Source organism: Zwartia sp., assembly GCF_049655405.1.
Taxonomy (GTDB): Bacteria; Pseudomonadota; Gammaproteobacteria; order Burkholderiales; family Burkholderiaceae_B; genus Zwartia.
On the sequence record NZ_JBASJR010000013.1, the window covers coordinates 435,196 to 452,757 of the forward strand.

General features: G+C 48.7%; 15 protein-coding genes and 1 tRNA gene. All 16 read right to left on the reverse strand.

Annotated features, from left to right (window positions below):
* Window positions 1-7: 7 nt before the first annotated feature.
* Window positions 8-940 carry a sulfurtransferase gene (locus WBJ47_RS13500; protein WP_422243247.1) on the reverse strand — a complete coding sequence of 311 codons (933 nt, stop codon included), beginning with the start codon at window positions 938-940 and terminating at the stop codon, window positions 8-10.
* A gap of 135 nt (window positions 941-1,075) precedes the next feature.
* Window positions 1,076-1,795: an SDR family NAD(P)-dependent oxidoreductase gene (locus WBJ47_RS13505; RefSeq protein WP_422243248.1), complete on the reverse strand. Its 720-nt coding sequence runs from the start codon at window positions 1,793-1,795 to the stop codon at window positions 1,076-1,078.
* Entirely contained in the window at window positions 1,792-2,094 is a 303-nt protein-coding gene (locus WBJ47_RS13510; protein ID WP_422243249.1) for a Na+/H+ antiporter subunit G, read from the reverse strand. Before WBJ47_RS13510 ends, WBJ47_RS13505 begins: the two co-directional genes overlap by 4 nt.
* 15 nt (window positions 2,095-2,109) lie before the next feature.
* The gene (locus tag WBJ47_RS13515) at window positions 2,110-2,379 is read right to left on the reverse strand and encodes a K+/H+ antiporter subunit F (protein WP_422243250.1); all 270 of its coding nucleotides are present in this window, start codon (window positions 2,377-2,379) and stop codon (window positions 2,110-2,112) included.
* Window positions 2,373-2,861 carry a Na+/H+ antiporter subunit E gene (locus WBJ47_RS13520; RefSeq protein WP_422243251.1) on the reverse strand — a complete coding sequence of 163 codons (489 nt, stop codon included), beginning with the start codon at window positions 2,859-2,861 and terminating at the stop codon, window positions 2,373-2,375. The genes WBJ47_RS13515 and WBJ47_RS13520 overlap by 7 nt, the downstream gene beginning before the upstream one ends.
* A complete protein-coding gene (locus WBJ47_RS13525) occupies window positions 2,861-4,399 on the reverse strand; it encodes a monovalent cation/H+ antiporter subunit D (protein ID WP_424585328.1) in 1,539 nt (512 codons plus the stop codon). The genes WBJ47_RS13520 and WBJ47_RS13525 overlap by 1 nt, the downstream gene beginning before the upstream one ends.
* Window positions 4,396-4,749 (reverse strand): Na+/H+ antiporter subunit C, encoded by a 354-nt coding sequence (locus WBJ47_RS13530; protein WP_422243253.1) that lies wholly within the window; start codon window positions 4,747-4,749, stop codon window positions 4,396-4,398. The genes WBJ47_RS13525 and WBJ47_RS13530 overlap by 4 nt, the downstream gene beginning before the upstream one ends.
* Window positions 4,749-7,529 (reverse strand): monovalent cation/H+ antiporter subunit A, encoded by a 2,781-nt coding sequence (locus tag WBJ47_RS13535; RefSeq protein ID WP_424585329.1) that lies wholly within the window; start codon window positions 7,527-7,529, stop codon window positions 4,749-4,751. The genes WBJ47_RS13530 and WBJ47_RS13535 overlap by 1 nt, the downstream gene beginning before the upstream one ends.
* A 141-nt stretch (window positions 7,530-7,670) precedes the next feature.
* Entirely contained in the window at window positions 7,671-8,117 is a 447-nt protein-coding gene (locus WBJ47_RS13540) for a YchJ family protein (protein WP_422243813.1), read from the reverse strand.
* A complete protein-coding gene (locus WBJ47_RS13545) occupies window positions 8,083-8,859 on the reverse strand; it encodes an SIMPL domain-containing protein (RefSeq protein ID WP_422243814.1) in 777 nt (258 codons plus the stop codon). The genes WBJ47_RS13540 and WBJ47_RS13545 overlap by 35 nt, the downstream gene beginning before the upstream one ends.
* On the reverse strand, window positions 8,859-10,049 hold the full coding sequence (locus WBJ47_RS13550) for a pyridoxal phosphate-dependent aminotransferase (RefSeq protein WP_422243815.1): 1,191 nt from the start codon (window positions 10,047-10,049) through the stop codon (window positions 8,859-8,861). Before WBJ47_RS13550 ends, WBJ47_RS13545 begins: the two co-directional genes overlap by 1 nt.
* A gap of 95 nt (window positions 10,050-10,144) precedes the next feature.
* On the reverse strand, window positions 10,145-11,911 hold the full coding sequence (locus WBJ47_RS13555; RefSeq protein WP_422243816.1) for a putative bifunctional diguanylate cyclase/phosphodiesterase: 1,767 nt from the start codon (window positions 11,909-11,911) through the stop codon (window positions 10,145-10,147).
* A 217-nt stretch (window positions 11,912-12,128) separates the two neighbouring features.
* Window positions 12,129-12,989: a formyltetrahydrofolate deformylase gene (gene purU, locus WBJ47_RS13560; RefSeq protein WP_422243817.1), complete on the reverse strand. Its 861-nt coding sequence runs from the start codon at window positions 12,987-12,989 to the stop codon at window positions 12,129-12,131.
* 19 nt (window positions 12,990-13,008) lie between these two features.
* A tRNA-Ile gene (locus tag WBJ47_RS13565) sits at window positions 13,009-13,087 on the reverse strand.
* A 91-nt stretch (window positions 13,088-13,178) separates the two neighbouring features.
* A complete protein-coding gene (locus WBJ47_RS13570; RefSeq protein WP_422243818.1) occupies window positions 13,179-16,631 on the reverse strand; it encodes a VCBS domain-containing protein in 3,453 nt (1,150 codons plus the stop codon).
* A gap of 125 nt (window positions 16,632-16,756) precedes the next feature.
* The gene (locus tag WBJ47_RS13575) at window positions 16,757-17,560 is read right to left on the reverse strand and encodes a hypothetical protein (protein ID WP_422243819.1); all 804 of its coding nucleotides are present in this window, start codon (window positions 17,558-17,560) and stop codon (window positions 16,757-16,759) included.
* Window positions 17,561-17,562: the final 2 nt, after the last annotated feature.

The following is a 17,562-nucleotide window of genomic DNA, read 5'->3' on the forward strand; positions in this document are numbered from 1 at the left end:
TTGATACTTATTTTGCTAACCACAATTTCGCATCAATATACAACTGCTTGAAACGATTGGGGACATTGTCCATAGGAAGTGCGCCGTCAGCTTGTGTCCAATCCACCATGGAGCCCGCGTAAAGCTTGACGTTTTTCTGTCCCACGAGCTCGGACAAAACAAACCAGTTGGTTGCGGCCCAGTGTCCAGTGTTACAAAACGATACGGTGTCTTGATCAGCCTGCACTGAGGTTGAAGACAGAAGCTTTTTAGCTTCGCCAGATGAAACTACCTTGGTGCTGTTAGGCTCGAACCAAGTTGAATGCTCCACATTGACTGCGCCTTTGAGCGTACCGGGTACTTTGGCGGCAGTATGGCGTGTAGAACCATCAAAAAACTCTGTTGGACGAGCATCGATGAGCTGCGCCTTACCTGCCTTGACTTGAGCAACCACCTCGTCACGGCTAGCAATCATGTTTTGGTTAATCGTTGGCACAAATGAACTGGCGGTCACGCTCACAGGTTTGTTATCCAGCGTTAATCCCGCGGCCTGCCATGCCTTGAGGCCACCGTTCAATATAGACAGGTTCTGTAAGCCTAGGACCTTGAGTGTCCAATACACACGTGCAGCTGCCCCGAAATCTGTTTCGTCTTTGCCTGAGGAAGTCACAATCACGTGTGTATCGGGCGTCAGACCCAAACGCTGCACCAATTTGCTTAAGTTAGCGATTGAAGGCAACTCGCCAGGGTTGGTCGCGGGACCGCGCCAAGTACCGTAGGGCGCATTCAAAGACCCCGCAATATGACCTGAGGCATAGGACTTTGGATCACGGATATCAATCAAGACGGTGTTGGGGGCAGTCATGCCAGCTTGCACTGCCTGAGCAGACATAAGCGGTTCAGCTGCAATCGAACTAAAGGAAAGCAGCAGACTAAGGAAAAACGCGGCAACTTTGTTCATGACAAAACCTAGGAGTTTGAAAGTGAGAGTGTGATTTTGCTCTTTGCTCGCTCAATCCCGAAGTACATATTTCCTATCTACATATAACCAAATAGAATAAGAAGGTACTCAAAAATGACCAATTGGCAATTCAACCTACCAAGGGATAGATTTACCTTGGTAATCGATAAAGTAAGCGCCTTTATGTGTAGGGCACTCTGTTTCTGAGGTCATTCCAAGCTGATCAAGTGCTGCAAGCAACCCCTCCACGGATGCTTGAGGCAATAACGCTGCATCCTGCCCCACAAAAGGCTTAGAGAGTGCAGACTGGACTGTTCCCGGTTGTAATGCTGCAATCACAGCGGCGGGGTTTTTGCGACCCCACTCAATCGCCGCAGTTTGGAGCAGCATATTGAGAGCAGCTTTAGAGGCGCGATACCCGTACCACCCCCCCTTTTTGTTATCAGAAATACTCCCGACACGCGCGGAAAGCTTGGCGTAAACAGCACGCCGAGTGCCTAACAAAGGTAGAAAGTATTTGAGTAATAATGCAGGCCCAACGGCGTTAATCTGAAAGCTACGCAATAAGCGTTCGGCATTTAAGGCATTCAAACTCTTTTCAGGACCATGGCCGTCAATCGTTAAGGCTCCTGTCGCATCGATAATTAACGAAAAAGGAGTGGCACTTTTCAGCCCTTCTGCTACCTGCGCAATACTCGACTCGTTTTCTAGAGAAAAATCAGGATGAGTCGACCGCGATAGCGCCACGACTTCTGCACAAGCAGGGTCTGCGCGCAGCGCCATAATGAAAGCGCCTCCAATCGCACCGCTCGAGCCGATTACCAGTGCTCGATAGCCCTGACCTAAAGTCTTCATTCGGGCAGGCGCGCTTTTGATTTGAGTTTCAATCTCAAGGCCGCTTGGGATAACAATTGTGCGCTGACTGGGGCGGTCAGAAACACAAAGAGAGTGATGATGAGTTCATGGATCAATAAACCGTCTTTGAACGCGTAAGCCATAGAGGCTAACAAGATCCCTCCTACGCCAAGCGTAGAGGCCTTGGTTGGCGCATGCAAACGCATAAAAAACTCTGGCAACCGAACCAGTCCGATTGAGCCAACTACGGTGAAAAATGCACCGATTAACAGACATACAGATGTGATGATTTCAAGCATGCGTTTCTCCTGTCCTTAGTCCATCACATCGCCGCGCGCCAAATAGCGCGCAAGCGCAACCGTCGCGACAAAACCCATCAGCGCGATTAAAAGCGCCGCTTCGAAATAAATCGAACTACTGTCCTGTATGCCGAGAACAATTAACAAAGCCACTGCATTGACGTAAAGCGTGTCGAGGGCAAGGATCCTGTCTGGCGCATCCGGCCCTTTAATGAGGCGATATACCGTGAGTGCCATCGACAACCCAATGGCCCCCAAGGCAATATTGATAGAAAGTTCTAGCATCCGAAAATCTCCAACAGAGGTTTTTCGTAACGTTGTTTGATGTCTGCCACCAGCGCATCAGGGTCACTACAATCCAATGCGTGCACAAGCAACATCTTGTTGTCTTTCGACAAATCTGAGGACACAGTGCCAGGTGTCATTGTGATAATGCTCGCAAGAAGCGCAATTGACATCGGCTGAGTGAGCGTCAAAGGTACTTGAACAAACACCGGCTTGAGCCGAGCAGTCGGTCCCAACACCAAACGGGCCACGGCAATGTTTGCCACCACAATATCGTAGGTGACCAGCCCAATCAAACGCATGGCAGCAAATGGCTGACGAATCGTTGGAAGCGTTGATAAGAATGGCTTGCACAGCAATGGCAATCCCCACGCTAAAAAAAAGGCCAATAAAACATGTGCGACTGAAATCTCAGAAACGAGCAATAGCCATACGATAAAGAGCAACAACGACAATATTGGATACGGAAGCCAGGCCTTCATTACTTAGCCTCGATGGGTAATAAGCGAGGCGCACGATCGGGAGTCTTTCCGATCACAGCGGTTATGTACTCGCTAGGATTTTTGAGTTGCTGAGCCGTGGCGTCGGTATATCTTTTAATAGGCGCAGCGTAAACAACCATCAGGACACTCAACGCGAGCAAACCGACAACGGGAAGCCATTGCAAACCTGTTGGGCTCACCGCTTGCGATGAAGCCGCATGCGAAGTTTTCCAGAACATCATGCTACCGGCGCGCGCCAATCCAATCAATGTTAAAAGGCTTGCACCCAATATCGTGCCCCATACCCAAGGCATCTGTGGACTATTGATTGCACTTTGCAAAATCATCAGTTTTGCAAGAAAGCCAGATGAAAGTGGCAAGCCTGCAACAATCACAGCCCCGATTAAAAAGGCAATGCCGAGCCGCGCTGACTGCAAAAGCTCTGGGCCTGAATGCAGCTGCTCCTGAGCGTCACCCCGAGCTTGTCCAATCATTTCAGCCAGTAAAAATAGCGCTGAAATAATGAGCGTACTGTGTACTAGATAAAATAAACCACCAGAAAGGCCCGCCACACCTCCCGCTGAAACCGCAATCAAAATAGTCCCCACGGAGGCAATCGTCAGGTATGCGAACAACTCCAACAGACGTTTAGCCGCCAAAGCCCCCAGCGTTGCTAACGCAAGAGTCATCAATGCGAGCGGTAGCAACCATGGCGTGGTAAGGTCGGCAGACGCATCGCTCGTCCCAGCGAAAATCAAGGTCGTGAATCTCAAAATTGAATAAACACCGACCTTGGTCATGATGGCGAACAAAGCCGCTACCGGAGCTGAGGCACTTGAATATGCGGCAGGTAACCAAAAATAAACGGGGAACAGTGCGGCCTTGATACCAAAGACGCCGAGCAACATCAATCCAGAGGACCGAATCAGAGCAATATCGGCGGGTGGAGATTGTGCCACCACCTCCGCCAAATGCGCCATATTGAGCGTACCAGTCACGCTGTATAACAAACTGACGGCGATTAAAAATACCGCAGAGCCTGTCAAGTTGATCGCGACGTAATGGACAGAAGCGCGTAAGCGTCGCTCTCCAAAACCATACATCAGCAAACAATATGAGGCAATCAGTAAGACCTCAAAGAATACAAAGAGGTTAAACAAATCACCCGTCAAAAACGCGCCGTTGATTCCCATCAGCTGGAACTGAAATAATGCATGAAAATACCTGCCACGCGTGTCCCAGCCCTGCATGGCGTAAAACAGAGCCGCTAACGCTACCACTGCAGTCAACAACACCATCAGACCGGATAAACGATCCAGCACAAGAATAATGCCGAACGGTGCTGCCCAGTCACTTAAGGCATAAGTCTGAAAGGCTCCTGTCGCAGCATCTTTTAAAAGCAGCATACTCACAACAAGCAAAAGAGCTGTGGAGACAAAGCTGATGCTACGACTGAAAACCGGTCGAGGCCCACAAAGTAAAAGCAGCGCGGCCGTCAGAGCGGGCAAGATAATCGGCAATACAAGAAGATGGTTCATTGATGCGACCCTTCTTGTGTCTGCTCAGGTTCCTGACCATCCACATGGTCTGAATGCGTTTCATGGCGCGTGCGCAATGCTAGTTCGACGATAAATCCAGTCATACCAAAACCAATCACAATTGCGGTCAAGACCAAAGCCTGAGGGATAGGGTCTGCATAGACAGCAGCTTGCTCGACGATCACGGGCGGCCGAGCCGAAACCAACCTTCCCATCGCAAAGATAAATAAATTGACCGCATAACCGAGTAAAGACAGACCTAGCACGACAGAGAATGTCCGTCCGCGCAAAATTAGATAAATACCGCAGGCTGTGACAATACCCAAAGCAGAGGACAGAAGAAGTTCCATTATTGAGAGACTCCTGCAAGAGCGTCGGGACGCTGACTAGCCCCAGAGAGCGCAGAGATGGTTAACAACGTAGCACCCACTACGGTCAAAAACACACCGAGATCAAAGGCGGCAGCACTCGCCAATGGGATTTCTCCAATCAGTGGCAACGCAGGATGACCGAACGTACTCGTTAAGAACGCCGAGCCAAAAACGAAACTGCCCAAACCAGTCAAACCCGCAATCAACACACCAATACCAATCAACTTTGGAAATTCAAGCTTAAGTTTGCTCGAAGTCTCGGCAGAGCCACTTGCCATGTATTGCATCACTAAAGCTACAGAGGTGATCAAGCCAGCGATAAAGCCGCCTCCTGGTAAATTATGGCCCCGCAAAAAGATGTACACGCTGACGAGCAAGGCAAAAGGCAACAAAATCCGTGCAGCGACAGACAGCATCACTGAATTCAGTAACGCAGGCGACAACTTGCGCTCCATGCTCAGCCCCTCCATCAAGCTCAATGCACCAATCGCAGCAATACCCAGCACAGTGATCTCGCCAAACGTATCAAATCCACGGAAGTCGACCAAAATGACGTTTACCACGTTAGCGCCGCCACCCCGAACCACACTTTCTGCAAGGTAATACCAAGCGATTGAAGCATTAGGTCGAGTCAATACCGCCCACATCAGAGCAGTGACTCCCGCTCCAGCTAAAACTGACAAAGTAATATCGCGGCTACGGCGCAGGAAGCTCGACTCTTTTGGCCCATTTAAAGGCAGTAAAGCCAATGCCATCAACATTAAAGCGGTACTCACCACCTCGACAGATAACTGCGTCAGCGCCAAATCAGGTGCAGAAAAATACGCAAAAGTGAGCGCTGTTGCCAAGCCCACGATGCCCACTAGAATCACTGCAACTAGACGCTGACGATGCCAAACAGCCGTTGCAAGAGATCCGATAATCGCAGTCGCCCACACAACCACCGCAACTGCATTGAGAGGCGTCAAAGGAGCATCGCCCGTGTTGTAACCGAACTGCATGAAAGGCCATACACCCAGAACGATCACACTTGCGATCAAGATAGCTAAATATCGCTGCAAAGACCCGTTTTGTAGTCTTGAGGTCATCCAGCGAGCAAAGGTCAGCAGAGTCTCGATCGTATGTACAAAAATTCGATGGCCATTGAGCGCTTTAGGGGCGATTAAGTGTAAGTTGAATTTTTTCTGTAATAACCAGAACATGAATACACCACCCAACAACGCAATCGCGCTCATCAGGAGGGGCGTATTGAAACCATGCCAGATGGCGATGGTGTACTGAGGAATCGGACCGCCAAATACATCTACCGCCGCTAAAAATACAAGTGGCGCAACGGTCAAGGCTGGCAAAACACCAATCAAGATACAAAGCACAACAAGCAACTCAACAGGCATCTTCATAAAACGAGGTGGCTCGTGGGGTGTATGCGGTAGATCTGTGGGTGTACCGTTAAAAAATACGTTATGCACAAAACGGGCTGAGTAAGCCACACTAAACACCCCGCCTAGTGTCACCACCACAGGTGCCACTGAACCAAACCAACCTAAATGCGACAAAGCAAGTGATTCGACAAAGAACATTTCTTTGGATAAAAATCCATTGAATAGAGGTACCCCCGCCATCGACGCCGCAGCCACCATCGCAAGTGTCGCGGTATAGGGCATAAACTTGAACAAGCCGCGCAATCGACGCATATCTCGTGTGCCACACTCGTGGTCGATAATGCCAGCAACCATAAAGAGCGAAGCTTTAAATGTTGCGTGATTAATAATATGGAAAACAGCGGCAGCAGCAGACAGAGGCGAACTCAAGCCAATGAGAAAGATGATCAAGCCTAGGTGACTAATGGTTGAATAGGCAAGCAACCCTTTAAGATCATGCTTGAAAATTGCGACATAGGCAGCAAATGCCATTGTCGTCAAACCCACAACTGAAACAATGATTTCAAAATCGTAGGTCCCGCCAAGCACTGGATACAGGCGAGCCAACATAAATACACCGGCTTTGACCATCGTAGCGGAGTGCAAGTAGGCCGACACGGGCGTGGGTGCCGCCATGGCTTGAGGCAACCAAAAATGAAACGGGAACTGCGCTGACTTAGTGAATGCACCCAGCAAAATGAGAATCAAAATTGGCATGTACAACGGACTCGCCAACACAGTCTCACGCGCAGCAAATATCTGCGTCAACTCATAACTACCGGCAACATGACCCAGCAATAAAAATCCAGCAAGCATGGCCAAGCCGCCACCGCCAGTGACCGTCAAGGCCATACGAGCGCCTCGGCGTGACTCAGATTTATGATTCCAAAAACCGATCAGCAAGAATGATGAAAGGCTTGTCAGCTCCCAAAACACAAAAGTTAACAAAATATTTTCAGTCAGAACAATGCCTAGCATCGCTGACATAAACAGCATTAATAATGCGTAAAACTTGCCAATTGAGTCTGACTCTGAGAGATAGTATTTGGCGTACAAAATGATCAGCAAGCCAATACATAAAATGAGCAAAGTGAAAAGATAGCCTAGACCATCTAGTCTGAATGCAAAGTTAATCCCGAGCTCAGGCATCCAAGGAATGCTTGAGATGACTTTTTGACCGCTAAAAATAGTGTCGCTAAAACCGAGTAGTAACCCTAGGCTACACAAAGTCACGCCCGCGACTGCCCAAGCGGAAGCACCGCGACTGACTCGTGCAGCAAGCCAGGCAAGTGTCGTCCCTGCAAGCATTGGCAACAAAATAATAGTCAGTAGTGTCATGAGGTGAATGTCACTGTTTTGGCGTTAAATGTGAATAGACTCGCGGAGTCATCTTGTAGCCAGCACTCCGTGAGGGGTGCGTCTGCGTCCGAACTCGCCTGCTGCGCACAGCATGATAACAAAGTCTTAGGCTGAGAGCGGTTAATCGGTCTGCGCAACTACGTAAAACCAGCGACCATTGTTACGTTTAAATAGACTATTTTCATGCAGTCTTGTCGCGCGTCCGTTTAAACGAAATCGAGCGACAAATTCAACCTCTGCCGTGTCTGGATCAAGCATTTTTTGAGAGCGAACATCCAAACCTAGCCACTGCGTCTTGGGATCAAACTCCACTGAATGGGGCCGCTCTGTTGGGTGCCAAGTATCAAGCAAATACCGCTCACGCTCAAGACAAAAGGCCGTGTAACGAGAGCGCATCAAACTTTCAGGATCAAGAGCGGGCCTAATATCAAAGTGGTCAAGGTATTGGCCACAGCATTTATCAAAAAATAAAGGCTGCCCCATCGCGATGCGACCGCAGGGACAGCGAAGATTGTTGAGCAGATGCTGGCGCTTAGTCAAAAGTGACCTTTCCAGAAACATCGACATTGACCAGCACTTGTGCGGGCTCTAAAGAGAGCTTAATCGCGTCTGAGATATTGGGAGCCGACATTGGAGCGGCACTTCGCATCAGCATAGGCCCATTAATTGAAGCACCTAGGCCATTGAGGTCCAAGCTGACTATTTTGTAAGTTTTGAAACCAAATGCGAGGGCCGCAGCTTGCGCGCGGTTTTGAAACGCTTGGGCAACCTCTATCAATAATGCCTGCTCCTCTTGCATTCGCTTAGTCGTGGAAAGAGAGAACTGGATGTTTGAAATCGCCAGTTTCGAACCCAGCACACTCAACGCACCCTCGGCTGCTGTTAAATCTTTGGAGGTCAACACCAACTCTGCACGCCCCTGCCAACCGTCGGTACGACCATCCTTGATGTAAATGGGCGAGGTTCGAAAACTTCCGCTCGATAGGGTAAAACCTGTGGTGTTTTTGACAGCGTCCCTCGCCTGCTCGATCGCCTGAGCTAACACTCGGTTCACCTCTGCAGCGGTTTTTCCTTTGGCCTCGTGCGCAAATACCAGCCTGACTTCATCTTGAAGGACCTGCTTGCTAGCCGATGCTTGCAGGCTTGCAATGACTGACTGCGAACCATAGGTGTCATGTGACCCATGCAATGCATGGTGAGCATGAGGAGCGTGGTCAGCATGCGCAGCAGGTGAGCGCTGTGCTTGACTCAGTCCGGTGGACAGCACACATATAAAAAAAGGAAACCATATAAATCGCAAGGATGCCATCAATTTCTCCCGTACCAGTCTTTGACTGCCTCAACGTAACGCGCTACCCCTTCTGCAACACTTGCAGCCTGAAGTGCGCCATAAGACAAGCGCTGGTAGTTTGCCTCTTGAGTATTAGTGAGTCCAAACGCAAATCCGGGAATTGAAACAACCTTATGTTGTTGCGCCATTGCACGGTTAAACGCGAGCGGATCTTGTTGACCCTTGAGCCCCGGCATTTTCATCAATACATAAAAGGCGCCTTGCGTTTTTGGAAACTGAACTAAGTCTCCAAGCTGTTCGAGAATCTGATAAACATTTTCTCGAACAGTGGCAAGTGCTTCAATTTTTGGCGCGACCCACTCGCGACCATATTTCAAAACTTGCAATGCCAATAATTGTGAAGGCATCGGTGCACAAATCAAGTTGGTATCCTGCACCTTATTCATGGCATCAAATAAATCAGACGGAAAAACTACGTATCCAAGACGCCAACTCGCCATGCCATAGTTTTTAGACATGGAATAAAACGAAAAAGTATGACGGCTCGCTCCGGGCAATGAAGCCGGAGAAAAATGCCTCGAGCCGTCGTAGGTAAAGTACTCGTAAGCTTCGTCGCTAAAGTGGTAGATACCCTTGTCAGCGCACAACTTGTTGACTGCGGTCAAGGATGCTTCGGAATAAACCGCCCCTGTTGGGTTATTGGGCGAAACCGTGACGATCGCACGTGTGCGAGGAGTAATCGCCGCCGCAAGCGCCTCGACATTGAGACTCCAGTCGTCGTTGACAGGCACCGTGACAGGTACACAGCCGGACATTCTAATCGCCATTTCTTGGTTGAAATAAAACGGCATGGGCAAAATAAACTCATCGCCGGGATCGCCAACTGCCATGACGCAATTCAGAAATGCCATATTGCTACCCGCAGTCACCATCACTAAGGATTCGGCGCCTAGTTGAAGCTTATTTTCTGTACTGAGCTTCTGAGTGAGGGCATCTAGAAGACCTGCATGCCCCAGCACAGACTGGTATTTGTGAAGCTGCGTATCACCCATTAAACTAGACAGCGCTTTAATCGCCTCCTCTGGGGGACCATAGTTAACGACCCCCTGACCCAGCGAGATGGTGCCGGGATTGCTCCGGACCAATTCAGCGATGGCGGGAATAATGGGCGCATCAACTGCTGCCATTCGAGAGGAGTACCGTTTCATGGGTGAGCTATTCAATAAAATTTTTATAGCAATAGCTTATAACAAAATTCACCCTGAATGCTTTAGCTGGCTGCACGCTATGTGCCTATCAAGCCTTACTTCAGTAATTCTTCAAACTGCTCAATAGGCATCGGCTTACCAAACAGATATCCTTGGTATTCATTACAGCCACTGTCTAAAAGGTGTTGATACTGTTCTACCGTTTCTACACCCTCGGCGATGACTCTTATATCTAGACTTTGTGCCATAACTACAATAGTGCGCACAATCACCTTATCGCTTCGATCGGTAACGATATCGCGCACAAACGACTGGTCAATCTTAAGCTGATCTATTGGTAGCCTTTTAAGGTAATGCAAAGATGAATAACCGGTTCCGAAATCGTCCAAACAGAATTTGACACCAATTTCCTTCAATGTATTCATTAAGGTAATAACGTCCTCTGTACTGTCGAGCAACATACTTTCGGTAAGCTCTAACTTAAGTAGTGCTGGGTTAATGTCATACCTTTGCAGGAGGGCTTTTATTTGTGCTGCAAAATCAACCTGATGAAATTCCTTGGCACTGACGTTCACAGACAGAACAAGATCGCGAGTCAACACCCCTTTCTCCCATGCCTTGAGCTGAGAGCAAGCTGACTCTAGAACCCATCTACCGATGGGAAGAATCAAACCCAATTCTTCTGCAAGAGGAATAAACTGGGCTGGAGACAATAGACCTCGCTCAGGATGTAGCCATCTGATCAAAGCTTCTGCACCCAATGTACGATGCGTACTGTCCACTTGTACCTGGTAATACAAAAGAAATTGCTGATGGTCCAATGCCGTATGCATTTCCCTCACAAGCGTCACACGTTCTTGAATGGCAACCTGCATTTCATGGTTAAAGAATGTTAGCGCATTGCGACCTGCATTCTTGGAGCGAAACAAAGCGATGTCCGCACGTTTCAGCAACTCTTCAGCAGAATGCTCGTGATCCCAAAACAGAACAGCACCAATACTGCAGGTACCGCGGTACTCATGTATGTCAAGCTGATAAATCTGGTTGAGCGTGATGAGAATTTTCTCTCCAATAGCACTGACCTGCTTCGCTGCTTCAATGCGTTGCTCGCTCAGATCTTCTAAGACCACTACGAACTCGTCACCACCCGTTCGTGCGATGGTATCGCCTGCACGCATGCAAGATTCAAGACGTTTCGCGATCTGCTGAATGAGTAAGTCCCCGATATCATGACCAAGGGTATCGTTGACGTCCTTGAAGTTATCTGCATCAATGAACAACACAGCACCTTCTCGGCCGCTGCGTTTGCTGGAGGTGAATGCATGATTGAGGCGATCCATGAGGAGCCGTCGGTTAGGCAAGTCAGTGAGTTGGTCATAGAACGCCAAATGTTCGATCTTCTCAGCTGAGGACTTGCGCTCACTAACATCGCGCTGCACACTGACAAACTGTACTAGATTGCCTTCGCCATTCCTCACGGGATTGATAGAAAGCTCGTTCCAGAATGGCGTACCGTTTTTGTGATAATTTAAAATTTCATCATGGAATGGTTGACCCGCATTAAGAGCCGTCCGCAACGCGTTGATCGTATCAGGGTTTGTCCCAGCACCCTGCAAAATTGCAACACTACCTCCCATGATTTCAGACCTTGCGTAACCAGTCATTTTTTCGAAAGCATCATTGATGTAGGTTGTACGTCTTTGGGAATCAGTGATCAACACACCTTGCGATATTGAATTTAATGCCTGCTGCATTAGGATCAGTTCCTGAACCTCAGGCGTAGCTGTAGGTGAGACTGTCGCTACTGACGGAGCCTTTTTTGCCAATTTTTCTGCTGCATTTGCCGCCTTTAACTTATTCATATTGACCCCATCCGCAATTAGCTCGGCTCTACAACAGGTTATGAGGTATCGCGACAAGTTGAGTGGCGATAAAGCTACTTGGAGACGTTACTGCAAACATCTTGCAGCTTATGTGCGGTAACGCACGCGCTTCAATAATCAATGAATACGCATTGAAAAAAGTTGATTGAGTGGTGTTTGTATGTTTTTATTAATACCACTCAATACTTATTTAATCTTAGCGAAAGACAACTGTTCGGCTACCATTGGGGATGACTCGGCGCTCAGCGTGCCATTTGACTGCACGCGCTAAAACGACACTTTCAATATCTCGACCATGCAAGGTCAGGGCATCTGGGCTCATTGCGTGATCAACACGCTCGACATCTTGCTCGATGATTGGGCCCTCGTCTAAGTCTCCGGTCACGTAGTGAGCCGTTGCACCAATCAGCTTGACGCCACGATCGTATGCTTGGTAATAAGGTTTTGCACCTTTAAAACCAGGCAGAAAACTATGGTGGATATTAATTGCACGGCCAGCGAGTTTTTGACAAAGGTCATTACTCAAGACCTGCATGTAGCGGGCTAAAACCACAAGCTCCACTTGGTACTGGCTAATAAGGTTTAAAAGTTTTTCTTCCGCGACAGGCTTTGTTTCAGCTGTGACAGGAATGTGATGAAAAGGTATTCCGTGAGCTTGGACCAACTCTTGGTATTCGAGATGGTTGGACACGATTGCTTTGATATCGATAGGTATTAGACCCGTTTTCCAACGAAGTAGTATATCGTGCAAACAATGCCCAAGTTTTGACACAAGAATCAGAGTTGGCATCCGCTTTTGAGCGTCAACCAAATCCCACTCCATGCCAAAAGTATCGGCAATATCATTGAACTGAGATTTTAAATTACTGAAATTAAGTTCTATTGCATTTGTATGAAAAGCGACCCGCATAAAGAAACAATTTGAAGCCGGATCATTAAACTGTGCAGCCTCAAAAATATTGCAAGCGCGATCACTTAGGAATTTTGAAACGGCACTGACAATGCCAATACGGTCAGAACATGAGAGCGTCAAGACGTAAGACGATGGGGTAGACACAGGGAAGTATTACCTTTTTTGGTGCCCCCCCCGTGAGTCGAACACGGCACCAACGGATTATGAGTCCGCTGCTCTAACCAAGCATGAGCTAGGGGGGCATTGACTAGCAATCCGGCATTATATCCCCAGTGAAGGAAGATCCCCCGAGGCGCCCTGCCTCGAGGAACTTTGACCTTTACAACAACCGAATTATGGCGTCCAGGAGCCGTTATCCGTCAGCCTTGGATCGTCCAATATCTCAGTATTGATCATTGGCGGAGCGCTTGTATCTGTCAAGGGGTTAGCAGGTTCAGTCGGTTCAAACGCTTCCGCAGGAACCTCTATCCCAGAAACAGCTTCAGTCCAGGAACCAGCCACGAGCGGCGTTGACAGTGAGTTTGTCAACGCATAGTCGTCCGTCGCACCGGTTTCGGAGGCATTCGCAGCGCTCGTATCGATGACATACGTCACGCCACCGAGCTCAAGCAACATGAAATCCTCAGGATTAGGAGTGACTGGATCTAATGTGAGAGGGCTGTCAATTTCAGTCAATGACTGAGGATTTTCGAGCGCAAGCACCTCAGGCTGAGTAACCTGAAGCGATACCTCACTCAGCGGAGCTTGTCCGTCTGACACCACCTCAAGCGTGTAATGCGTACTACTTTCCATGGTGACCGAGGAAACAATCCCGTTCAACACTACAAAGTCTGAAGGCTCAAGGGCAGCCGCCTCGGCCTCTTCTTCAACCAGTACTTCACTCATCATGACTGAAAACTGCAACGGCTGACTGGCTTGATCAGCTTGAAGAATTGTTTCGTTTGTTGAAAGCCCCTCATCATAAGCAGTGGGGGCAAGAAGTGTGTAAGGAATACTTACCGGGTTGGCGTAGGAAGAAATCGTCGCATCCACTAGACCAAGATGCACACCGACTACGTTCGTGACATCTGTCACGATGACACTCTCTGACATTCTAAACTCATAGCGACGATTGGAGATGTCGTCCGCAGTCAAAGTGTGCGAAATCGTAATCGCACCGTCATTAATCACTAGAGAAATTGCCTCTCCAACTTTTGCCTCAACATGATCCAGTGTGGCAACGACCAAATAACCCAATAACGACTCCTGCCCTGCGGTTGCAATCGCTACCGTAGCAATCAAAGCTGGGTCGCTATTTGACACACCACCGATCATTTGCGTACCAACCGTTGTTGCAAAACCGGCATCCTCAAGCAAATGGGTGACACCGTCTTTTGTGGTGAAGGACGATTGGCCGTAAACAATGACATCGCCATTGGCCTTAACGTGCTGCACACCCGAAGACTCAAGAGAAAGGCTCGCAATTGCCGCCTGATCTAGTGTTTTGAACTCACCGGTCTGCGCGATACCGTCACTATTCGCATCCTGCCAGACCCCAAATTTTCCGAAATTCTCATCTCTGGCGTCAAACACACCGTCTTGGTTACTATCATAAACCTTGGCCAAACCTTCGAGATCGGTTTCGCCTTCTTGAGTTGAGAATACGATATTCAGCTTACCGTCCTCACTTTGAACAGCAAGCATGCCGTCTGAAGACTCTACCCAAGCGGTGGAAACAGCTGAACCGTCGTTAGCGTAGTCATAGGTAACGCCTTGGGAACGATCAACATAGGCGACACCGTCTTGATTGAGATCTAGGGCGATTGGGTTGATAAGCTTGGTGCCAGGAGTCACGTCTAACGTAAATGATGTTGTAGGAACACGTACTTCTACAACCGTTGCACTTGTGTTTCCAACTGCGGCAGTGGGTTGCTGATAAATGTAATGTGTATAAAGAGTTGTTCCACCAACAACTTGCGTCATTGTTGTCGAAAAAGTTACTGTTGTTCCTGCGTTACCCAAGTCATTCAGCGTCAAGTACTTTACTGCTGAGGCTACTGCTTTAGCGCTATCGACTGTGACAGCACTTCCACCAGAGTTAGCGTTATAAAAAGTCACGACACCATTTGAAATCGAATGCGATTTAATCGTAGCAGACGAGTTTGAATATCGATAGGCGGTGTCAGTACCATTTACTCTTCCAGTATCTGCAGCAACAATAATGTTGACAGGCAACTGTATTTGATCAGAACCCGACACAAAATCAGTCACCTTATCGTAACCACTGACAGTTGGATTTGAATTACTGCCACCAAAGGTCACTCCGCTGCTCACCACAAAGATATCTAACCCATCGTTACCAGTCAGCGTATCCCCTGACAAGCCACCAGTGATAACCTCATTTGCTGCAGTACCTGTCAAAATGTCAACACCTGTTGTTCCAGTAATCGTAACGTAATCAGTCGAACCCTGAATTGAAACGGTTATTGTTTGAGGTGTTCCATCGGCAGACATCACCACAAAAGAGTCTGAAAGCGACTCACCAGCATTGAGTGCGTCTACAGTCGTATTGCTGTTATTTAACGAATATGTCCAAGCACCACTACTATTGATTGAATAAGTTCCGTAGTTCGCACTCCCTGAGCTCGATTGAAAAATATTGATTGGATTGTCAACGTCAGCGCTGCTTAGCTGACCTGTTGCAGTCGGCACGCCGGGAGTCGCATTGTTAATTCCACCAATTTCCGTGACACTTCCTTGAGTAGTTCCGGTAATTGTGGCCACATCATTCGTGCCGGTGATGTTCACCGTCACCGTCGCACTGCCACCATCGCTCGTGGCCACCGTAAACACCTCGGTGACCACCTGATTGGCATTCAACTCGTTGACCGCATCGTTGGTCGTGTAGCTCCAGGCGCCATTGGCGTCGATGCTGAACTTGCCGTACGTGCCGGCCGTATCCGTCTGCGCCGTGACCGTCGCATCGGTGGTATCCAGATCACTCAACGTCAGCGTGCCGCTCGTGCTGAGCACCGCATCGCTTTCGGTCAAGGCTTTCGTGTCGCTCGTGAGCGTGGCGATGCTATCAGGCACATCAACCACTGGCTCCGCCAACACCGCAGGAGCAGTTACATCAGTAATAACAGTATCGCTTACCTGAGGCACGCTACTCAGTTGAGTCGGCTCAATTATCACAACGGGAGCAAAAGACTCAGTCGATACAGATGATTCATTTACCTGAGGAACAAAACTCTGTTGAACCGGCGCAGTTGTCGCAACTGGCGCGAGAGGTTCAGTCGCTGCAACAGTTCCAGTTCCCTCTACAGCAACCTCCGGCTGCACTGGAACAGTCCCTGTGCGCGGAACATTCATTGATCCAGGAGCGCCGGGGCCCGAGGGTGCACTACTACCATTTGCCGAACGCTCACCCTCCCCACTCTCACCAATCGCACCTTGGACTTCAGGCGTATCCGCTGCAGTCACGCCTAAAACTAAAGCACCAGTGACAGGATCGATCGTTTCACCAGCATCCTTAGGGGAGTTGGCAGTTTCAGTTTCAGAATCACTAATTGGCGCCCCACCCGTTTGTGCCGATGGTGCATTTGTGAGATCAGTATTAGGAAGATAAAAACTCGGCCCGTCTTGCGGACTTGAAGTGGTAGGTGTCGTGACAGAATCAGCGCGCGCATCGGTTGCCGCTGTACCGGAAGTCTGATCACTCTCAGTTGTTTGCTGAAGTGAGGTCAGGCTGTCAAGCTGAACAGCATCTTGCGACTGCTGTGGGGTGGGTTTGTTTTCGTCAGCCATTTCAGTGCCTTATCAGTCCAGCGCGCCTCAAATTGAGACTTTCATACACTGAACTTTAATGGCCTGCCTGCCTAGCCTCAATACTATAAAAGGTTATATAACTTTAGTACCAAAATGCAGTTTAATCAATTCAAATAACGATCACGCAAAACCTCTGAATAACAAGCAATAAATTGTTTGCGATCTGACTGAAACTCTCCACAGCGCGACGCAACTCTTGCAGTGCGCCGACGCAACTCACTACCATTCATTTTATAAGCCCCATTTTGAGCATCATAAAATCTGACTCGCTCGTTAAAGTAACGAGCCTCAAATCCCACTAAACCAAACTTTGTTATCTCGGTGTGACTCAACCGGTAAACACCTTTTTGAGTATGAGCCTGCATCGCATCAAATAATGAAGGCGACATCCCCATCTCTGCAAAATAGACCTCTGCATCGTACTCAAATTTTCTCAGTGCTGCGGCAGCCTTAGGATTTTCACTCGCATTCACTTCTTTCAAAATCTTTCCGTCGGCATCCGTCACAGTAATACGACCACGATGAATTCCAACGGTATAGGCCGGGGCACCACGCACCACTCCACTCGCCAAAACAAACATACAGGCGCTAGAACACTGACCCGTAACAAATACATGCGCTCGAGCCTGCCTAAGCAAACGACCGATCTTCATCGCAGCCATACCGTCACCGCCAGACGAATCTAGCAAAACAATCAAACCTGCCGGAATCGGATCGCCTTTAACATTCAGGGCGGAGGCGCTGACAATCTCAAGCGTACGGTTTGAAATCCTGCCCGTGATGGTAATCACGCTGATGCTTGCAACCGCTGAGGGCTTTTCGCCAGAGTCTGCCAAAACAGTCGCTGAACCAGCCATGAAACTGACGAGAAATAAAAAAAACCAGCGAAGCAGCGGGCGCGATTTCATAT